We start from the raw sequence: 19,747 nt of genomic DNA, 5'->3' as shown, positions 1-19,747 counted from the left end.
ACCCGCCTCGCCGGCACCCGCGACGAGGCCCGCGCCGCCGCCGAGGAGGCCGCCGCGGCGCTCGAATCGCTGGAGCCGACCGACCGGCTGGAGGCGGATCTCGCCGAGGTGCGGGCCCGCGCCGGCATGGAGCGCGCCGCCCAGGCCGAGGCGCGCGCCGCCGCCCAGGCGCTCGCCCGCGAGATCGACCTGACGACGCGCCGGCTCACCACCGTGACGGGCGACATCGAGGCGTGGCGGAACCGCAAGCTGAACGCCGGCGGCCAGATCGAGACGCTCGAGCAGCGGCTCGCCGAGACCGAGGCGGAGCGCGAGGAGCTGTCCGACGCGCCGGCCCAGTTCGCCCTCAAGCGCCGCTCGCTGATCGGCGAGGTCGAGGCGGCCGAGGCGGCCCGCCGCGAGGCGGCCGACGCGCTCGCCGCCGCCGAGAGCGCCCAGCGCAACGCCGACAAGGCCGCCAACGTGGCGCGCGACGCCATGGCGATGGCGCGCGAGCAGGCGGTGCGCGCCGAAGAGCGCTTCGAGGCGGCCAAGCGCCGGCTCGCCGACGTCGCCCGCGAGATCCACGACGTGCTGGAGGTCGAGCCGACCGCGCTGCTCGCGATCGCCGAGCTGGCGCCCGAGGCGGCGCTGCCCGACCTCACGCAGGTCGAGGAGAAGCTCGACCGGCTGCGCCGCGAGCGCGAGCGCCTCGGCGCCGTGAACCTGCGCGCCGACGAGGAGCTCAACGAGATCGAGCAGCAGCACACGACGCTGACCACCGAGCGCGAGGACCTGGTCGCCGCCATCAAGCGGCTGCGCCAGGGCATCCAGAGCCTCAACAAGGAGGCGCGCGACCGCCTGGTCGCCTCGTTCCAGATCGTCAACGAGCACTTCAAGCGGCTGTTCACCAGCCTGTTCGGCGGCGGCACGGCGGAGCTGCAGCTCACCGAGAGCGACGATCCGCTGGAGGCCGGCCTCGACATCCTGGCGAAGCCGCCCGGCAAGAAGCCGGCGACGCTGTCGCTGCTCTCGGGCGGCGAGCAGGCGCTCACCGCGATGGCGCTGATCTTCGCCGTCTTCCTCACCAACCCGGCGCCGATCTGCGTGCTGGACGAGGTCGACGCGCCGCTCGACGATCACAACGTCGATCGCTTCTGCGACCTGCTCGACGAGATGAAGAAGTCGACCGACACCCGCTTCGTCGTGATCACGCACAACCCGATCACCATGGCGCGGATGAACCGCCTGTTCGGCGTGACCATGGCGGAGCGCGGCGTCTCCCAGCTCGTCTCGGTCGACCTCGAGGCCGCCAACCGGATCATCGACCAGGCGGTGGCGTAAGCGACCCGACGCTGCAGGCCGCCTCCCCGCGCGGGCGCTGCACCATCCGGTCGTCCCGGGGCGGCCGCAGGCCGAGCCCGGGACCCATACCCCCTGTCTGTCGTGAGCCACCGACACCGGGCGTATGGATCCCGGGCTCGCGAACCTTCGGTTCGCGCCCCGGGATGACGGCTTCTGACATCCCGCACCGGTGCGAAGCACGACCGATGCTACTCGCGCGATCGTCTCGTCGCACGCCGCCTCGCATCCCCTCCTCTCCAAACATCCGCCGTCCTTTCACGATCCGATGAGCGGCACGTGAGAACCGCACTGTTCAGTGGCGGTTCACGTAGGCCTGCGACAGTGTCGCGGGACCAAGCGGGCGAGGTACGAGAACCCTTCGGAGAGCCAAGGACCATGCGTTTCTGGACAAAGGGGTTGCAAGGCGGCGTGATGGCCGTTCTGGCCGTCGCGACGATGTTCCTGTTCGTGGGTGTCAGCACGGCCGACGCCCAGCGCGGCTTTCACGGCGGCGGCTTCCGGGGCGGCGGATTCCACGGTGGCGGAATCCGCGGCATAGGCGGTGGCCCTCGGTTCTACGGCGGTGGCCCTCGCTTCTATGGCGGCGGCGCGCGGTTCTATGGTGGCCCCCGGTTCGTCGGCGGCCCCCGGTTCGTCGGCGGCGGCCCGCGCTTCTATGCCGGACCGCGCATCTATCGGGGCGGCTTCTACCGTCCGGTCGGGGTCTACCGACCCGCCTTCCGGCCCGTGTATGCGGGCTACGGCTGGCGTCGTCCCTACTGGGGTCCGCGGCCCTATTGGGGCTGGCGGCGTCCGTGGGTCGCGCCCGTGGTGGTCGGCGCCGGCTTCTACGGGGCCGGCTATTACGGCTCGTGCTGGCGCTGGCGCTTCACCCCGTGGGGCTGGCGCCGCGTGAACGTGTGCGGCTATCCGGTCGCGCCGTACTGGCGGGCGGCCTATCCCTGGGGCTGGTGAGCCGGCTTCGGCCGCTCTCGATCACGTCGTCGATCGCGCGAGAGAGCCCTTCGGGGCTCTCTTTTCGTTCAGAGAGCCCTTCGGGGCTCTCTTGTCGTTTGAGGCCGCGTATCCCGCACCGGCGTCGAACCGGACGGGCTTACCGTGCGACCAAGGGGTGGCGCGGCGGGGAGCGCGCGATGCCGCGCGTCCCGGCCCGCCTTCGGCTATACTCGGTCGTTTCCGAAAACCCGGCTCGCACCCCTTCCGGAGCCCCTCCATGTCCACCACCGCCTGGATCGTCCTCGGAGTGATCGTCGTCCTGATCCTCTGGGTGATCACGATCTACAACGGCCTGGTCGCGATGCGTCAGCGCGTCGACCAGTCCTTCGCCGACATCGACGTCCAGCTCAAGCAGCGCCACGACCTCATCCCGAACCTGGTCGAGACCGTGAAGGGCTATGCCACGCACGAGCGCGGCACCCTCGAGGCCGTGGTCGCCGCCCGCAACCGCGCCATCTCGGTGCAGGGCCAGGGACCCGACCAGCAGGTCGCCGCCGAGAACCAGCTCTCCGGCGCGCTGCGCCAGCTCTTCGCACTGTCCGAGGCCTATCCCGACCTCAAGGCCAACCAGAACTTCCAGCAGCTCCAGACCGAGCTCTCCGACATCGAGAACAAGCTCGCGGCGGCGCGGCGCTTCTTCAACAACGCGGTCAGCGAGTACAACACCGGCATCCAGCAGTTCCCGGCGGCGCTGTTCGCCGGCAACTTCGGCTTCCACCCGAAGACGTTCTTCGACGTCGGCGAGGAGCGAAAGACGCTCGAGCAGGCGCCGTCCGTGAAGTTCTGAGCCTGTCATTCCGGGGCGCGGGCTGAAGGCCCGCGAGCCCGGAATCCATACTCACGGACAGGGATTATGGATTCCGGACAGCCGACCTTCGGTCGGCTTCCGGAATGACGAGCAGGTCGAGCGCCATGGCCTACGGGCTCTACACCCACATCGCATCCAACCGGCGGCGCTCGATCGTGCTGCTGGTCGGCCTCTTCGCGCTCGTCTACGTGCTGGTCTATGCCGGCGCGCTCGCCGGCGAGGCGCTGACCACCGACGCCTCGCTGTCCTGGCTGCTGAACAAGGCCTGGGCGGACTTCATCGTCGCCGTCCCGTTCGCGACGATCGGCACGGCGATCTGGATCGCCATCGCCTGGCGCTTCCACCAGGCCATGATCGACGCCGTGACGGGCGGCCACGACGTCACCCGCAAGGACGAGCCGCGGCTCTACAATCTGCTCGAGAACCTGTGCATCTCGCGCGGCATCCCGATGCCGAAGCTGAAGATCGTCGAGAGCGACGCGCTCAACGCCTTCGCCACCGGGCTGAACGAGAAGCAGTACGCCGTCTCGGTGACGACCGGGCTCCTGAACACGCTCGACGACGCCGAGATCGAGGCCGTGCTGGGCCACGAGCTGACCCACATCCGCAACGGCGACGTCCGCCTGATGGTGATCGCCGTGATCATCGCCGGCGTGATCTCGTTCGTCGCCGAGCTGGTGTTCCGGGTCGGCCTGCGGATGCGCTGGAGCGGCGGCTCGCGATCGAGCTCGGACGGCGACCGCGGCAAGGGCGGCGGTGCCGCCGCGATCCTGATCGCGGTCGTGCTGGTGGCGCTGGCCTGGTTCCTGTCGTCGCTGATCCGCTTCGCGCTGTCGCGCTCGCGCGAGTATCTGGCCGACGCCGGCGCCGTCGAGCTGACCAAGAATCCCGACGCGATGATCTCGGCGCTGCGCAAGATCGAAGGGCGCGGCGAGCTGGAAGGCGCCACCTCGGCCGTGATGGAGCTGTGCGTCGACAACCCGCGTCAGGGCTTTGCCGACCTGTTCGCCACCCATCCGCCCGTCGACGCCCGCGTCGCGGCGCTGGTGAAGTTCGCCGGCGGCCAGGACCCCGGCCCGATCGCCCTGCCCGCCCCCGGCGAGGAGTCCTCGCCGGACGAGACCGGCGCGGCCGACGGCACCCAGCCCGGCGACGCGCGGCACGGTCCCTGGGGAGACACCCCCGACGGTCCTGCGACGACGGGCCCCGGCGGCACCTCGGCACCACCACCGCCGCTGCCCGGCGCCCTGCCCGGGCCTTTGCCGGGGCCGGGCGGCGCACAAAATCCGTTCCCGATCCCAGGGCCGTGGGGGCCGCGCCGCTGACCCGGGCCGCCGTTCCGTGGATGACGGCGCGGGGTCCGGACCTTCCGACATGCGCGCGCGACCGGGCTGGCGTAACCTGCGGGCAGTGATTCGCTCTATCCTGGAAGGATCGTCATGGCGAGCCCGGCCGTCGTGCTGGTGGGTGCGGACAAGGGCGGCGTGGGCAAGACGACGGTCGCCCGCACGCTGCTCGACTATCTCTTGGCCCGCAAGCTGCCGACCCGTGCCTTCGACACCGAGTCCCCCAAGGGGACGCTGAAGCGCTTCCATCCCGACATCACCGAGATCGTCGACATCACGACGGTCCAGGACCAGATGCGCATCTTCGACTCGCTGTCGGACGCGCAGGTGACCGTGATCGACGTACGGGCCGGCCTGCTCACCCCGACGCTCCGGGCGCTGCGCGACATCGGCTTCACGGACGCCGCGCGAAAGGGACAGATCAGCCTGACGCTGTTCCACATCCTGGGGCCGTCGATCTCCTCGCTCGAGGAGATCGCCGAGACGGCCGAGCATGTCAGCGGGACCAAGTACCACCTGGTGAAGAACTTCATCAACAACACGTCGTTCTTCGAGTGGGACCAGTCGACCTACGACAACTACTTCAAGCGGCTGCAGGGCGTCTCCGAGATCACCATCCCGAAGCTCAACGAGATGGCGGCCGAGCAAGTCGAGCTCGCCTCGGTGCCGTTCCTCACCTTCGTGGCCAACAAGACCGCCAAGGCCGAGACGGCCAACTACTCCTTCGTGCTGCGCGGCTATGTGCGCTACTGGCTCAGCCACGTCTGGGCCGAGTACGACCGCATCAAGCTGTCCGAGCATCTCGGCCCCCGCGACGTGGTTCCCCTGCGCGCCGGCCAGACCGGCTGAGGCGCTTCCTTCCCTTCTCCCCGGCGCCTCGTGCCCCGGACAAGGCGCAACAGGCCGCAGGCCTGATGCGCCGCCGAGCCGGGGCCCAGGGGCCAAACGGCAATCACGCGGCGACCCACGGACCAAGCGCCTCGTCCGGACGCCCTGGGTCCCGGGTCACGGCGCGATGCGCCGCGCCCGGGACAAGAGACCGTTTCCGACGCGGCGCCGTCGAACACCGTGGAGAACGCCTCCCGCAGGCCCGCCCGGCTCGGCATCGCGCTTGCATCGTCGGGGTCCGGTCGCGATAACTGCACGCCTGCACCGCGGCGCCGGCCGTCGGGGGCCGTGGCGAGGCGACCCGTCGCAATCGCCCGACCGAAGATGCACGATTTCCTCTATCGCCTCGCTCGCCCGGCCCTGAAGCTGCTCGATCCCGAGCAGGCCCACCGGCTCGCCGTCGTCACGCTCCAGCGCGGGCTCCTGCCCGCCACCGCGTCGGCCGACGATCCGATCCTCGCGACCCGCGTGTTCGGGCTCGACTTCGACAATCCGATCGGCCTGGGCGCCGGCTTCGACAAGCACGCCGAGGTGATCGACGCGATGCTCGGCTTCGGCTTCGGCTTCGTCGAGGCCGGCACCGTGACGCCGCAGCCGCAGCCCGGCAACACCGGCCAGCGGCTGTTCCGGCTCGACGAGGACCAGGCGGTGATCAACCGCTTCGGCTTCAACAGCGAGGGGCTGGCGCCGTTCGTCGCCCGGCTGAAGGCGCGCCGCGCCGGCACGCCGCATCGCGGCGTCGTCGGCGCCAATATCGGCAAGAACCGCACGACCGAGGACGCCGCCGCCGACTACGAGACCTGCCTCGCCGCGGTGGCGCCGCTGGTCGACTACGTCGTCGTCAACGTCTCGTCGCCCAACACGCCCGGCCTGCGCGGCCTGCAGGCGCGCGCCCCGATCGAGGCGCTGATCGGCCGCGTGCTCGCGGCGCGCGACCGCGCCGCGCCGAGTGGCGCCGAGGGAGCGCCGAAGCGGCCGCCGATCCTCATAAAAGTCGGTCCCGATCTCGACGAGGACCAGTTGCGCGACATCGCCGAGGTGACGCTCGACACCGGGCTCGACGGGCTGATCGTCGGCAACACCACGGTGACGCGGCCGCCGACCCTGAAGAGCCGCTGGCGCGACGCCGAGGGCGGGCTCTCGGGCCGCCCGCTGATGGGACTCGCGACCGACTGCCTGCGCGCCATGTACAGGCTGACCGAAGGCCGCGTGCCGATCGTCGGCTGCGGCGGCGTGGCGAGCGGCGAGGACGCCTACGTCAAAATTCGCGCCGGCGCCTCGCTGGTGCAGCTCTACTCGGCGCTGGTGTTCCACGGCCCCGGCTTCGCCGTGACGGTCAAGCGCGACCTCGCGAAGCTCCTGCGCCGCGACGGCTTTGCCAGCGTGACCGAAGCGGTGGGCGCCGATCATCGCTGAGGCGAACCGTCGTCGCGCGGCCTGGTTGCAGGCGCCCGGTCGGCGCCCTATCCTTCCTGTACCGATCGGGAAGGACGCCGGTGACCCTGAACATTCGCGACCCTCGCGCCGACGCGCTCGCCAGACAGATCGCCGAGATCGATCGCACGAGCGTGACCGAAGCCGTGGTCGGGGCCTTGGAGGAGGCGCTCGCCGCGCGGCTCCGGAAGGAAAGTCCGCGTGAGACCGCGCGGAGAATTCTCGAACGGCGCGGCCTCGCTTTCGTGGCGGATCGGAAGCCGGTTCCGCCCGCGGCTTACCACGATCTCGATCACGAGAGAGACGGAGAGCGTTGAGTGTTCGTCGACGCCTGCGCGATCGTATCGATGATGGCAGGCGACGACGACGCCGACTCCTACGAGGCGGCCCTGGCGGACGCGACGGCTCCAGTGACATCGGCGCTCGCCGCCTGGGAGGCCATCATGGTCCTCGCCCGTCCCGATCAGCTGAACTGCCGCTACCGCGACGCGGAGGGGGCCGTGATGGAATGGCTCGACGCGCGCGGCATCGCTCTCACCGAAACGACGTCGCCGCGCCGCGTCCTCGCGCATGCCGTCGCTGTCGCGGAGAAGCATGGCATCGGCAGGCGTGCGCTCAGCAACTTCGACTGCTTCCATTACGCTTACGCCAAGGACGCGGGTCGGCAGCTCCTCACGCGCGACAAGCTGTTGAGGGAGACGGACGTCGAGACGCGTCCATGACGGTTCTCAGCGCGGCGGAGTACCGTTGGCGGAGAGAACCTCGCCGGCGAGATAGAGCGAGCCGGTGATCAGGATGCGGGGCGGCGGCTCGAGATCGAGGGCGCCGACCCGGGCGATCGCCTCGTCGAGGCTCGCGCAGGCGTCCGCGGCGAGGCCGAGGCCGCGCGCCGTGGCGGCGATCTCCTCGGCCGGCCGGCCCTTGTCCTGATGGATCGGCACCGCGATCAGCCGCAGCGCGAGACCGAGGAAGTTCTGCAGGAAGCCTTCGACGTCCTTGGTCGACAGCATGCCGACGATCAGCACCAGCGGCCGCGAGACGCGCTCTTCCAGATCGCCGAGCGCCGCCGCGACGGCGCGGCCGCCCTCGGCGTTGTGGCCGCCGTCGAGCCAGACCTCGCTGCCGGCCGGCGCGGCCGCGACCAGCGTGCCGGCCGCGAGGCGCTGCATGCGGGCCGGCCATTCGGCCTTCACGAGCCCGTCCTCGTAGGCGGCGACCGGCAGGCCGAGGCCGGCCGCCCGCAGCGCCGCGATCGCCGTGCCGGCATTGTCGAACTGATGACGACCGAACAGGCGCGGCGCCGGCAGATCGAGAAGCCCGTCGGCGTCCTGATAGACGAGCCGGCCGCGCTCCTCCGCGGCCATCCACTCCTGCCCGGCGACGAACGGCACGGCGCCCACCGCATCGATGCGCTCGACCAGCACGTCGCGGGCGACGTCGATCTGACGGGCGATCACGGCCGGCACGCCGCGCTTGAAGATGCCGGCCTTCTCGACCGCGATCTTCGCCAACGTGTCGCCGAGGAATTCGATGTGATCCATCGACACGGGCGTGACGACGCTGGCGAGCGGATGGGCGATCACGTTGGTGGCGTCGAGCCGGCCGCCGAGCCCGACCTCGAGCAGCAGCACATCGGCCGGATGGCGGGCGAACAGCAGGAACGCAGCCGCCGTCTCGATCTCGAACACCGTGATGGGCGCGCCGCCATTGCGGCTCTCGCAAAACGCGAGGACCTCGGAGAGCTCCTGATCGGAGACCAGCTCGCCGCCGCCGTCGCGGCCGAGCCGGAAGCGCTCGTTGACGCGCACCAGATTGGGCGAGGTGTAGACGTGCACGCGCTTGCCGGCGGCCTCCAGCATGGCGCGCATGAAGGCGACCGTGGAGCCCTTGCCGTTGGTGCCGGCGACATGGATCACGGGCGGCAGCCGCCGCTCCGGATGATCGAGCGCGGCGAGCAGCCGCCACATGCGATCGAGGGTGAGATCGATGCGTCGGGGATGGAGCGCGAGGAGTCGCGCGAGAATCGCGTCCATGGGAGCGGGCGGGGTCATGACGAGGCCGCCGATCCCGAGACCGGCTCGGGCCGCGGCGCATTCCACAGCCGGTCATCCCGGGGCGCGAGCCGAAGGCTCGCGAGCCCGGGATCCATACGCCCGGCGTCGCTGGCCCACGAAAGACAGGGGTTATGGGTCCGGGGCTCGGCGCTTGCGCGCCGCCCCGGGACGACGGAGCAATTCTGCCCAGCCCTCCGCTGGGGAGAGGTGACGCGGAGCCCGTCGCGCGCCTTCACCAAAACGTGGATGGCCGGGACGAGCCCGGCCATGACGACGTCGTGCATCTGCTCGGACGACCTGATCACGCCGCCGGCTCGGGCGCCGAAGCGGCCTGCTGATCGGCGACGGCCGGCAGGTTGTTCGGCGGTTCGGGCGCCGGCTGCTTGGTGAGCAGGCGGCAGATCCGCGCGATGGTGGCGCGCATCTCGTGGCGATGCACGACCATGTCGACCATGCCGTGGGCCTTCAGATACTCGGCCTTCTGGAAGCCGTCCGGCAGCCGCTCGCGGATCGTCTGCTCGATGACGCGCGGTCCGGCGAAGCCGATCAGCGCGCCCGGCTCGGCGATGTGGACGTCGCCCAGCATCGCGTAGGACGCGGTGACGCCGCCCGTGGTCGGGTTGGTCAGCACGACGATGTAGGGCTTCCTCACCTCGCGCAGCCGCTGCACCGCGACCGTGGTGCGCGGCATCTGCATCAGCGACAGGATGCCCTCCTGCATGCGGGCGCCGCCCGACGAGACGAACAGGACGAACGGCGTCAGCTTGTCGATCGCGGTCTCGATGCCGGCGACGATCGCCTCGCCGGCCGCCATGCCGAGCGAGCCGCCCATGAAGTCGAACTCCTGCACGCCGATGACGACGGGCTGGCCCTCCAGCTTGCCGTAGCCGAGCTTGACGGCGTCGCCGAGACCCGTCTTGGCGCGGGCGTCCTTGAGGCGGTCGGTGTAGCGGCGCGCGTCGCGGAACTTCAGCGGATCGACCGGCACGGCCGGCACGCCGACGTCGAACCAGGTCTCGCCGTCGAACATCGCCTTGAGGCGCGCGGTCGCGCCCATGCGCATGTGATAGTTCGAGCCCGGAATGACGAACTGGTTCGCCTCGACGTCCTTGTAGAAGACGAGCTGGCCGGTCTCCGGACACTTGATCCAGAGATTCTCCGGCACCTCGCGGCGATTGAGGAAGCTGCGGATCTTCGGACGAACGACGTTCGAGATCCAGTTCATCGACGTGATGTCCATGGCACCTACTCCGCGGCCGGACGCTGCGCGCTGCGCACGCCGAAGGCGAGCTCGCGCACCAGCCCGGCGGCCGCCGCGACGGTCGCGTCCGTCGCGGCATCGTTGCTGTCGAGAGACGATTTGATGGCGGCGACCAGCGCCGAGCCGACCACCACGGCGTCGGCCCCTTGGGCGATCGCGGCGGCGTCGTCGGCGGTGCGTACGCCGAAGCCGACCGCGACCGGCAGCGGCGTCTTCGCCTTGATGGCGGCGACGGCGCGGCCGACCGCGGCGAAGTCGGGCTTCGCCGTACCGGTCACGCCGGTGATCGAGACGTAGTAGAGAAAGCCCGACGTGTTGGCGAGCACGGCCGGCATGCGCGCCGCGTCGGTGGTCGGCGTGAGCAGACGCACGAAATTGATGCCGGCCTTCACGGCCGGCACGCACAGCTCGTCGTCCTCCTCGGGCGGCAGATCGACCACGATCAGGCCGTCGACGCCGGCCGCCTTCGCTTCGGTCAGGAAGCGCTCGACGCCGTGCACGTAGATCGGGTTGAAGTAGCCCATCAGCACGATCGGGGTGGCGTCGTCGCTCTGACGGAAGGCGCGGACCAGATCGAGCGTCTTGGCGAGCGTCTGCCCTTTCGCGAGGGCACGCTGCGACGAGGCCTGGATGGTCGGGCCATCCGACATCGGATCGGAGAACGGCATGCCGAGCTCGATCACGTCGGCGCCGGCGGCCGGCAGCGCCTTCAGGATGGCGAGCGACGTCTTCGGATCGGGATCGCCGGCCGTGACGAAGGTCACGAGCCCGGCCCGGCCCTCGCGCCTCAGCGCCGCGAAACGGGTGTCGATGCGGGTGGTCATTGCTTGATCCTCATCGCCCGCCACGACCCGTGATATACCTCTCCCCTGTGGGGAGAGGTCGGTCGGCGGCGCGCAGCGACGACGACCGGGTGAGGGGGATGGAGCGTTTCAGGAAGATTGCACGAAATCTTCGCGCCCGGCAGACGAGCGCCGAGGCGAAGCTCTGGCACGCGCTGCGTGGGCGCCGGCTGGCGGGGTGGAAATTTCGTCGCCAACATCCGATCAACGGCTTCGTCGTCGACTTCGTCACGCTCGACGGCATGTTGATCATCGAGGTCGATGGCGCGACGCACAGCACGCCGGCAGAAATGGAGCGCGACGCCGAACGGTCACGAGTATTCAGCGCGCTCGGTTTCCACATCGTGCGGGTGACCAACATGGACGTGTACGAGAACCTCGATGGCGTCCTCGACATGATCGATCGCACGCTACGTCCCTCGTGACGCTCGTCCCCCCTCACCCGGTTCCGGCTGCGCCGGAACCGACCTCTCCCCACTGGGGAGAGGTAATCCGAACGCGCGACGACGCTCGTCACAGCTTGCCCCCCAGATGCCGCGCGACGGCGTCCAGATCCTTGTCGCCGCGGCCGGAGAGGTTGACGATCATCAGGTGGTCCTTCGGCTTCTTCGGCGCGAGCTCCATCGCCTTGGCGAGCGCGTGCGCCGGCTCCAGCGCCGGGATGATGCCTTCCAGGCGCGAGCACAGCTTGAAGGCGTCGAGCGCCTCGTCGTCGGTCGCCGCGAGGTAGTTCACGCGGCCGACGTCGGCGAGCCAGGCATGCTCGGGGCCGACGCCCGGATAGTCGAGCCCGGCCGAGATCGAGTGCGCCTCGTCGATCTGCCCGTCGGCGTCCATCAGCAGATAGGTGCGGTTGCCGTGTAGGACGCCCGGCCGGCCGCCCGTGATCGACGCCGCGTGCTTGCCGGTCATGACGCCGTGGCCGGCCGCCTCGACGCCGTAGATCTCCACCGTCTCGTCGTCGAGAAACGGGTGGAACAGGCCCATGGCGTTGGAGCCGCCGCCGATGCAGGCGACGAGCGAGTCCGGCAGGCGGCCCTCGGCCTCCTGCATCTGCGCCTTCGCCTCGATGCCGATGATCGACTGGAAGTCGCGCACCATCATCGGATAGGGGTGCGGGCCGGCGACCGTGCCGATGCAGTAGAACGTGTCGGCGACATTGGTGACCCAGTCGCGCAGCGCCTCGTTCATGGCGTCCTTGAGGGTCGAGGAGCCCGACGTGACCGGCCGCACCTCGGCGCCGAGCGCCTTCATGCGCAGCACGTTGGGCTGCTGCCGGTCGATGTCGACGGCGCCCATGTAGACGATGCAGTCGAGCCCGAACTTGGCACACAAGGTGGCGGTGGCGACGCCGTGCATGCCGGCGCCGGTCTCGGCGATGATCCGCTTCTTGCCCATGCGCACCGCCAGCATGATCTGGCCGAGCACGTTGTTCACCTTGTGGGCGCCGGTGTGGTTGAGGTCCTCGCGCTTGAGGTAGATCTTCGCGCCGCCGAGATGCGCGGTCATCCGCTCGGCGAAATAGAGCGGCGAGGGCCGTCCCACATAGGTCGCGAGGTGGCCGTCCATGGTGCGCTTGAAGGCCGGGTCGGCCTTGGCGGCCGTGTAGGCGGCCTCCAGCTCCAGCACGAGCGGCATCAGCGTCTCGGCGACGAAGCGGCCGCCATAGAGGCCGAAATGGCCGCGCTCGTCGGGCCCGGTCCGGAACGAGTTGGGTTTTTGGACGATGGTCATGCGGGTCCTGCGGATGCGGGGCCTGACGCGCCAGGGCCCGACGGAAGCTCGGTTGCGAGCCGGTGCGCCGTGGGGAGCAGGCGTCCGCGGACCGCGCAGACCGCCCCGCGCCCGCGCGAGGTCACGCGGCCGTCATGGTCGGCCCCTTGCTAGCACCAAGCCGCCCGTCAGGGGAGAGGCAAAGGCGTCACGCCCGCGGCCTTGCGACGGCAGGTGCCGCGGCCGCCGCGGCCCGTGCGGCGCGCACGAATTCAGCGATCTTTTGCGGGTCCTTGTCGCCCGGCGCCCGCTCGACCCCGGACGAGACGTCGACGGCCGGCGCCCGGGTGATCCGCAGCGCCTCGGCGACATTGGCGGGATCGAGACCCCCGGACAGCATGTAGCCGAGCCCGGGATCGAGATCGTCGAGGAGGTCCCAGTCGAAGGCCCGGCCGAGGCCGCCCGGCCGGGTCGCGTCCTTGGGCGGGCGGGCGTCGAACAGGATGCGGTCCGCCACCGCCGCATAGGCGGGGACGCGGGCGAGATCGGCCGCCGCGGCGATGCCGAGCGCCTTCATCACCGGCCGACCGAACCGTGCCTTGACGGCGGCCACCCGCTCCGGCGTCTCCTTGCCGTGGAGCTGAAGCCAGTCCGGATCGAGCGCCGCGACGATGTCGTCCAAGAGGGCGTCGTCCGCGTCGACGGTCAGCGCCACGACCTGCAGCCGCCCTGTCGCCAGCGCCGCGAGGCTGCGGCCGTGGGCGAGATCGACATGCCGGGGCGACGGCGGGAACACCACCAGGCCCACCATGTCGGCCCCGGCCGCAGCCGCCGCCTCGACCGCCTCGGAGGTCTTCAGGCCGCAGATCTTGATCACGAGGGTCATGGGCCGGAATGAGCCGCCAAAAGCCGGCCGAGCGCCTTGGACAGGGGTGACAATTCCAGCGTTACGACATCGTAGACGATGTCGTCATCGATGCGCCAATAGGTGTGAACGAGGCGATTCCGCATGCCGATGATCGACGGCCACGGGATCGTCGGCTCGGCGTCGAGCACCGCGGTCGGTACGAACTTGAGGGCCTCGCTGAGGCCGATCAAGCAGAAATAAACAGCTTGCTTGACCTCGACCACGTCAGCGAAGACCGCCCTGTCGAGGCCGAGAGCATGGGTCTCGCCTGCATCCGCGAAAGCACGGGCATCCTGCAGACGTTCGCGGACCGTCCGACTCATAAAGGTCGTGCGCTGGCCAGGATCTCGGCTCTCTCACGTCCCTCGAGCTCGCTGGTCAAGACGATCCCGACGGGCCGCGAGAGCCTCCGGGACAGCGCGATTTCGGCGCCGGTCAGGCTCGTGAGCGAAAGCCCCGGCCGTTTCTCAGCCAGCAGATCGAGGGCGTCGTCCGCCTCGACGTGAAGCGCGGCGCCGCGAGGCAGAAGCCCGACGAAGTGCACCGGAAACTCGGCCTCCACGGCGTGCAGATGCGCCAGCAGCCTGTTCCTGTCAGGATGATGAACGTTCACGACTTGCCTCTTCGGTCGCCGAACGGCTCCCTTGCATATAGGGAGCCTCGGAGGGCGATGTCAGTCCGGGGCGGCGCCCCTTCAGGGCACCGCGTCACCAACGGACAACCGAAATCGACCGACGCGTGCCGTGGCTCGCCTCACGCCGCCGGGCGGGAGAGGGCGCGGGGCGGCCAGCGGCGGCCTTCGTCCTCGGCGTCGGCGACGCGCTGCTTGAGCTCGGCGATCTCGGCGCGGGCGGAGCCGAGCTCCCACTCGGCGCGGCGGGCGGCGCGGCGCCATTTGCCCTGGTTGAGCCAGGTGGCGACGCCGCCGACCAGGACGCCGAGGGCGACGAGGCCGAGCACCAGCACGAACAGCGGCACCTGCACGGCGTATTTCAGGTCGCCCGGATTGAAGGCGTCGAGCGAGATCGGCACGGCGTGGCGGTTGACCAGCGCCAGCGCGACCAGGGCGATCGCCAGCGGCAGCAGGACGATGACGGCGATAATCTTGCGGATCATGTCGAAATCACTTTCGCTCGACGTCGAAACGAGGACGTCTGGACGGAGATCTCCGAGACGGAGGCTTCCAGGACGGAGACCACGTCCGAGACGGAGACCTCTCTACGGACCCGTCGGTCGGCCGCTTCGGCCGGCCGGCGGCGCGAGGCCGCGGCGCACGGAACCGCGGCGGATCAGGACTGCGGCGGTTCCGGACGGTTCAGCCGCTCGCGCATCTCCTTGCCGGTCTTGAAGAACGGCACGCATTTCTGGTCGACCTCGACGTGCTGGCCGGTGCGCGGGTTGCGGCCCGTGCGGGCGGGCCGCTCCTTCACCGAGAAGGCACCGAAGCCGCGCAGCTCGACGCGATCGCCGCGGGCGAGCGCCGCCGTGATCTCGTTGAGGATGGCGTTCACGATGTTCTCGACGTCCCGCTGGTAGAGGTGCGGGTTCTGCGCCGCGATGCGCTGGACAAGTTCCGATTTGATCATCTGTCGTTTCCGCCGATCGTCGACGAGTCCGGGCGAGCAATCACGGGAGACCGCCGCACCGCCGTATCGTCCGACGATGCCCCTCCCGTGATGCGGGCGAGCGACAACCGGCTCGTCCGGCCCGCGCCCCGCCGCCCTAGTCAGCCGCCGCAGGGTGCCAAAGCGCCAGCAGACCGTCAAGACTAAGGCGTTCAAAAGATTGAATTGTCCCGGTCCCCAGCAGGCTGCGGGCGAGCGGCCCGAGGCCGACCGCCTCGGCCAGCGCGGCGGTGCCGAGATGCAGGAAGGACAGGTCACCGAGCTTGGGGTCGAGCTTCCAGTCCTTGATCGGCAACTTGGGGTCGATCCCCTTCTCCTTGGCGAGCCAGGCGACCGCCGTCTCCTCGGTGCCGATCGCGTCGACGAGCTTCAGCTCGACACCCTGGCGGCCGGTGAACACTCGGCCGTCCGTCACCTTGGCGAGCAGCTCGCCGTCGAGGCCACGCCGCTCCTTCACCATGGTGCGGAACCAGTCGTAGGAGTCGGCTACCAGGGCTGCGATGGCGGCGCGCGCCTCGGGGCTCGTCGGCTCGAAGCCGTTCGGCGCCGCCTTGAGGGGCGAGGACTTCACCTCCTCCATGCGCACCCCGAGGGTCTTCAGCAGGTCGGCGACGTTCGGATACTGGAACAGGACGCCGATCGAGCCGACGATCGAGTTGCCCTGGGCGACGATGTGGTCGCCCGCCATCGCGGCGATGTAGCCGCCCGACGCCGCCATGCCGTCGACGACGATCACGGTCGGCTTCTTCTGGGCGAGCCGGCGCAGCGCGGTATGGAGCTGCTCGGAGCCGGCCGTCGTCCCGCCGGGGCTGTCGATGTGGACGATGACGGCTTTGGCGGCGCTCGCCTTGGACAGCTTCTCCAGCGCCTCGACGCGCTCCTGGTCGTTGCGGATGACGCCCTTGATGCCGATGCGGGCGATCTGGGCCGGCCCCACCCCGCCGAGCCCGAGCTCGCCGCGGCCGCGCAGCGCCGCCGTCACGGCGACGATGCCGACGACGGCGACCAGCACGGCCAGCACGCGCCAGAAGGTGAGCTTGCGCCGCATGCGGCGGCGGTCGACGAGAGCATCGGTGTCGAGCGACATCGGGAATTCCCTGGTCCGGCCGGCCCGCGCCCAGCGCGGCCGGCACCGTCTCCGCCATTATGCACAAATCGGGCACCCGGAAGGCGGCCGCGACACGAGGGCGCCCCCGAAAACGCGAAACCGGCCGCTTTCGCGGCCGGTTCCTGAACAATTCGTTGATCTGTCCTCGCTGGTCGTTCCGGGCTCGGCTGCGACAGCCGCCGAGACCCGGAACCCAGCCGAGACCGCTGCACGTTCCGCTGGATTCCGGGTTCGCGCCGCTGGCGCGCCCCGGAATGACGGAAACGGCCCGATCAGTCCTTCTTCTCGTTGGCGCGCTTGAGCGCGGTGCCGAGAATGTCGCCGAGCGTCGCGCCCGAGTCGGACGAGCCGTACTGGGCGATCGCCTCCTTCTCCTCGGCCACCTCGAGCGCCTTGATCGACACCTGCACCTTGTGCGACTTGCGGTCGAACTGGGTGACGCGGGCATCGACCTTCTGGCCGACCGCGAAGCGGTCGGGCCGCTGCTCGGAGCGGTCGCGGGCGAGCTCGTTGCGCTTGATGAAGGCGGCGAGGTCGGTGCCGACGATCTTCACGTCGATGCCGCCTTCCTTCACCTCGGTCACCTCGCAGGTCACCACGGCGCCCTTGCGGACGTCGCCGGCTTCCGCGAAGGGGTCGCCCTCGAGCTGCTTGATGCCGAGCGAGATGCGCTCCTTGTCGACATCGACGTCGAGGACCTGGGCGCGCACGTGATCGCCCTTCTTGAACTCCTCGATCACCTGCTCGCCCGGACGCTTCCAGTCGAGGTCGGACAGGTGGACCATGCCGTCGACGTCGCCGTCGAGGCCCAGGAACAGACCGAACTCGGTCTTGTTCTTGACCTCGCCCTCGACCACCGAGCCGGGCGGGTACTTCTCGACGAAGACCTCCCACGGGTTCCGCATGGTCTGCTTGAGGCCGAGCGAGATGCGCCGCTTGACCGGATCGACCTCGAGCACCTGCACCTCGACCTCCTGGGAGGTGGAGACGATCTTGCCCGGATGGACGTTCTTCTTGGTCCACGACATCTCGGAGACGTGGATCAGGCCCTCGATGCCCGGCTCCAGCTCGACGAACGCACCGTAGTCGGTGATGTTCGTGACGCGGCCGTTGAGCCGCGTGTGGACCGGATACTTGGCCTCGATGCCCTGCCACGGATCGGCCTGAAGCTGCTTCATGCCGAGCGAGATGCGGTGGGTCTCGTGGTTGATCTTGATGATCTTGACCTTGACCTGCTGGCCGATGTTCAAGACCTCGGACGGGTGGTTCACACGCCGCCAGGCGATGTCGGTCACGTGCAGCAGGCCGTCGATGCCGCCGAGGTCGACGAACGCACCGTAGTCGGTGATGTTCTTGACCACGCCGTCGATGACCTGGCCTTCCTCGAGGTTCTGGACCAGCTCCTGACGCTGCTCGGCGCGGGTCTCTTCCAGTACGGTGCGGCGCGACACCACGATGTTGCCGCGGCGCCGATCCATCTTCAGGATCTGGAACTGCTGCGGCACGTTCATCAGCGGGGTGACGTCGCGGATCGGGCGGATGTCCACCTGCGAGCGCGGCAGGAAGGCGACGGCACCGTCGAGGTCGACCGTGAAGCCGCCCTTGACCTGGTTGAAGATGACGCCCTGGACCTTCTCGTTGTTCTGGAACGCGCGCTCGAGCTTGCCCCAGCTCTCCTCGCGGCGTGCCTTGTCGCGCGACAGCACGGCCTCGCCGAGCGCGTTCTCGACGCGCTCAAGGTAGACCTCGACGGTGTCGCCGACCTTGACCTCGTTCTGCCGTCCGGGACCCATGAACTCGCGGAGCGCCACGCGCCCCTCGGTCTTCAGCCCGACGTCGATGACCGCGAGATCCTTCTCGATCGCGACGACGGTTCCCTTGATGACGGTGCCTTCGTGCAGGTTGCCCTGCGTGAAGGATTCCTCGAGCATGGCCGCGAAGTCTTCGTGAGCGGCGTTCGTGGCGTGAGCGGTCTGAGCCATGTAGTCTCCTGACGGGACAGCCGGCGGGCTGGTGTTGGCGAAACGTCCGTATGACCGCTCGGGCCGAAGGCCCCGTAGCCTTCGGCTGCCACGCCGTCCCTCCCCTCCCGCTGCGGGATGGGTCGAGACGCATGGGCCGGCCCGATCTACCGAGCGGTCGGGACATGCTGAGCCCGGGTGCCGCAGCGTCGAGGCCGCGGGAGCCGGATCGATCCGTCGTGAGGAAAGACGATCCGTTTCAACGCGACCAGCCGGCCTTGTCCGGAGACGGCCCCGTGGGAGGCTCCGGAAAGGTCGGCGCGGATGCGTCGGCTCGGGGCACGCATCGAGGTTGTCGGCGGCCCGGACTGCGGCGTCTATATCGTATCGGCCGGGGTCCGAGCAAGGCGTCGCAATCGCCGCGGAAGACGTTAAGTTGTGCACGCACGGTGCACCGCAGCGCCGACCGTCGCTCCGACGCGCGAGCGCCGCACCCGACTACCGGAACGAGACTGCCGAGGCCATGACCGTCCTGAAGGTGCGCCACCTCACGACCTACCGGTATCGCAGGCCGGTCGGCTTCGGCGAGCACCGGATGATGTTCCGGCCGCGCGACTCCTACGACCAGCGGCTGATCGAGGCGACGATGACGATCTCGCCGCGACCGAGCGCATTGCGCTGGGTGCACGACCCGTTCGGCAACGCCGTGACGCTGGTGCGCTTCGACCGGAACGCCGAAGAGCTCGTCTTCGAGAGCCGGATCGCCGTCGAGCACTTCCCCGACCCGATCGACTTCCAGAGCGAGGAGCGGGCCAAGACCTACCCGTTCTCCTATGCCCCCGAGGAGACGCCCGACCTCGCCCCCTACATGGTCCGCCAGTGCCCCGACCCGGACGGCGAGCTCGAGCGCTGGGCGCGGCGGTTCCTGCGTCCCGGCCAGGACACCCCGACCGGCCGGCTGCTGATGACCCTGACGGCGGCGATCGGCGAGAGCTTCGTCTACAACCGGCGCACCGAATCGGGCACCCAGGACCCGCTGACGACGCTGCGGCTCGGCCGCGGCACCTGCCGGGACTTCGCCCTGTTCATGATGGAGGCGGTGCGCTCGCTCGGCTTCGCAGCGCGCTTCGTGTCGGGCTATCTCTACGTGCCGACCCGCGACGGGCCGCGCCATCTCGGCGGCGGCTCGACCCATGCCTGGGTCCAGGTCTACCTGCCGGGCGCCGGCTGGGTGGAGTTCGACCCGACCAACGGCATCATCGGCAACCGCGACCTCGTCCGGGTCGCCGTCGCCCGCATGCCATCGCAGGCCGTCCCCCTCTCCGGCACCTTCCTGGGCCGCGCCGAGGACGAGCTCGGCATGACGGTCGAGGTCCAGGTGACGTCGGACGACCCGGCCGCGGGGTGAGTGGGCGACGCGGCCTATCGCGCTCGTGCGTGGAGCTTCCCCCTCCCCGACC

The 19,747-nt window shown here is 69.8% G+C and carries 21 protein-coding genes; 10 read left to right on the top strand and 11 right to left on the bottom strand.

The window, feature by feature from the left end; genetic code table 11:
- From CCR97_RS12255 to CCR97_RS12220, 8 genes are all read left to right on the top strand, one after another.
- On the top strand, positions 1-1,323 hold a 1,323-nt coding region (locus tag CCR97_RS12255), incomplete at its 5' end, for a coiled-coil domain-containing protein (RefSeq protein ID WP_476705562.1).
- A 396-nt stretch (positions 1,324-1,719) separates the two neighbouring features.
- Positions 1,720-2,298 carry a hypothetical protein gene (locus CCR97_RS12250; RefSeq protein WP_201159524.1) on the top strand — a complete coding sequence of 193 codons (579 nt, stop codon included), beginning with the start codon at positions 1,720-1,722 and terminating at the stop codon, positions 2,296-2,298.
- 259 nt (positions 2,299-2,557) lie between these two features.
- Positions 2,558-3,127, top strand: a complete 570-nt coding sequence (locus CCR97_RS12245) for a LemA family protein (protein ID WP_111360607.1) — start codon at positions 2,558-2,560, stop codon at positions 3,125-3,127.
- 104 nt (positions 3,128-3,231) lie between these two features.
- Positions 3,232-4,473 carry a M48 family metallopeptidase gene (locus tag CCR97_RS12240; protein ID WP_244670402.1) on the top strand — a complete coding sequence of 414 codons (1,242 nt, stop codon included), beginning with the start codon at positions 3,232-3,234 and terminating at the stop codon, positions 4,471-4,473.
- A gap of 114 nt (positions 4,474-4,587) precedes the next feature.
- The gene (locus CCR97_RS12235) at positions 4,588-5,343 is read left to right on the top strand and encodes a P-loop NTPase family protein (protein ID WP_111357558.1); all 756 of its coding nucleotides are present in this window, start codon (positions 4,588-4,590) and stop codon (positions 5,341-5,343) included.
- Between the two features lie 363 nt (positions 5,344-5,706).
- Positions 5,707-6,798, top strand: coding sequence for a quinone-dependent dihydroorotate dehydrogenase (locus tag CCR97_RS12230; protein WP_111357557.1), 1,092 nt, complete (start codon positions 5,707-5,709; stop codon positions 6,796-6,798).
- A gap of 80 nt (positions 6,799-6,878) precedes the next feature.
- A complete protein-coding gene (locus CCR97_RS12225) occupies positions 6,879-7,133 on the top strand; it encodes a type II toxin-antitoxin system VapB family antitoxin (RefSeq protein ID WP_170145855.1) in 255 nt (84 codons plus the stop codon).
- Positions 7,134-7,538, top strand: a complete 405-nt coding sequence (locus CCR97_RS12220; protein ID WP_111357556.1) for a type II toxin-antitoxin system VapC family toxin — start codon at positions 7,134-7,136, stop codon at positions 7,536-7,538. It begins immediately after the preceding gene.
- Positions 7,539-7,544: 6 nt separating this feature from the next.
- On the opposite strand, the gene CCR97_RS12215 is transcribed toward CCR97_RS12220, so the two are convergent.
- The 3 genes from CCR97_RS12215 to trpA all read right to left on the bottom strand — a co-directional run bounded on the left by CCR97_RS12215 (position 7,545) and on the right by trpA (position 10,955).
- A complete protein-coding gene (locus CCR97_RS12215) occupies positions 7,545-8,867 on the bottom strand; it encodes a bifunctional folylpolyglutamate synthase/dihydrofolate synthase (protein ID WP_111357561.1) in 1,323 nt (440 codons plus the stop codon).
- Between the two features lie 304 nt (positions 8,868-9,171).
- Positions 9,172-10,095, bottom strand: coding sequence for an acetyl-CoA carboxylase, carboxyltransferase subunit beta (gene accD / locus CCR97_RS12210; RefSeq protein ID WP_111357560.1), 924 nt, complete (start codon positions 10,093-10,095; stop codon positions 9,172-9,174).
- Between the two features lie 20 nt (positions 10,096-10,115).
- Positions 10,116-10,955, bottom strand: coding sequence for a tryptophan synthase subunit alpha (trpA, locus tag CCR97_RS12205; protein WP_111357555.1), 840 nt, complete (start codon positions 10,953-10,955; stop codon positions 10,116-10,118).
- Between the two features lie 98 nt (positions 10,956-11,053).
- Here trpA and CCR97_RS12200 point away from each other — a divergent pair, with 98 nt between their 5' ends.
- Positions 11,054-11,398 (top strand): endonuclease domain-containing protein, encoded by a 345-nt coding sequence (locus CCR97_RS12200; protein ID WP_111357554.1) that lies wholly within the window; start codon positions 11,054-11,056, stop codon positions 11,396-11,398.
- Between the two features lie 88 nt (positions 11,399-11,486).
- Here CCR97_RS12200 and trpB read toward each other — a convergent pair whose 3' ends face one another.
- The 8 genes from trpB to rpsA all read right to left on the bottom strand — a co-directional run bounded on the left by trpB (position 11,487) and on the right by rpsA (position 18,308).
- Complete coding sequence (gene trpB, locus CCR97_RS12195; protein WP_111357553.1) at positions 11,487-12,707, bottom strand: tryptophan synthase subunit beta; 1,221 nt, start codon at positions 12,705-12,707, stop codon at positions 11,487-11,489.
- Positions 12,708-12,894: 187 nt separating this feature from the next.
- On the bottom strand, positions 12,895-13,572 hold the full coding sequence (locus tag CCR97_RS12190; RefSeq protein ID WP_111357552.1) for a phosphoribosylanthranilate isomerase: 678 nt from the start codon (positions 13,570-13,572) through the stop codon (positions 12,895-12,897).
- Positions 13,569-13,916 carry a HepT-like ribonuclease domain-containing protein gene (locus CCR97_RS12185; RefSeq protein ID WP_111357551.1) on the bottom strand — a complete coding sequence of 116 codons (348 nt, stop codon included), beginning with the start codon at positions 13,914-13,916 and terminating at the stop codon, positions 13,569-13,571. Before CCR97_RS12185 ends, CCR97_RS12190 begins: the two co-directional genes overlap by 4 nt.
- Positions 13,913-14,206 carry a hypothetical protein gene (locus CCR97_RS12180; RefSeq protein ID WP_111357550.1) on the bottom strand — a complete coding sequence of 98 codons (294 nt, stop codon included), beginning with the start codon at positions 14,204-14,206 and terminating at the stop codon, positions 13,913-13,915. The genes CCR97_RS12185 and CCR97_RS12180 overlap by 4 nt, the downstream gene beginning before the upstream one ends.
- A gap of 140 nt (positions 14,207-14,346) precedes the next feature.
- A complete protein-coding gene (locus tag CCR97_RS12175) occupies positions 14,347-14,709 on the bottom strand; it encodes a LapA family protein (protein WP_111357549.1) in 363 nt (120 codons plus the stop codon).
- 173 nt (positions 14,710-14,882) lie between these two features.
- Positions 14,883-15,179, bottom strand: coding sequence for an integration host factor subunit beta (gene ihfB / locus CCR97_RS12170; protein WP_111357548.1), 297 nt, complete (start codon positions 15,177-15,179; stop codon positions 14,883-14,885).
- A gap of 136 nt (positions 15,180-15,315) precedes the next feature.
- The gene (gene sppA, locus CCR97_RS12165) at positions 15,316-16,305 is read right to left on the bottom strand and encodes a signal peptide peptidase SppA (RefSeq protein ID WP_111357547.1); all 990 of its coding nucleotides are present in this window, start codon (positions 16,303-16,305) and stop codon (positions 15,316-15,318) included.
- Positions 16,306-16,598: 293 nt separating this feature from the next.
- Complete coding sequence (gene rpsA, locus CCR97_RS12160; RefSeq protein WP_111359828.1) at positions 16,599-18,308, bottom strand: 30S ribosomal protein S1; 1,710 nt, start codon at positions 18,306-18,308, stop codon at positions 16,599-16,601.
- Between the two features lie 502 nt (positions 18,309-18,810).
- Between rpsA and CCR97_RS12155 the strand changes: the two genes are divergently transcribed.
- Complete coding sequence (locus tag CCR97_RS12155) at positions 18,811-19,695, top strand: transglutaminase family protein (protein WP_111359829.1); 885 nt, start codon at positions 18,811-18,813, stop codon at positions 19,693-19,695.
- Positions 19,696-19,747 lie beyond the last annotated feature (52 nt).

Origin of the sequence: Rhodoplanes elegans, from assembly GCF_016653355.1 — a bacterium.
GTDB lineage: Bacteria > Pseudomonadota > Alphaproteobacteria > Rhizobiales > Xanthobacteraceae > Rhodoplanes > Rhodoplanes elegans.
This window is presented reverse-complemented; position numbering and strand designations above follow the sequence as displayed.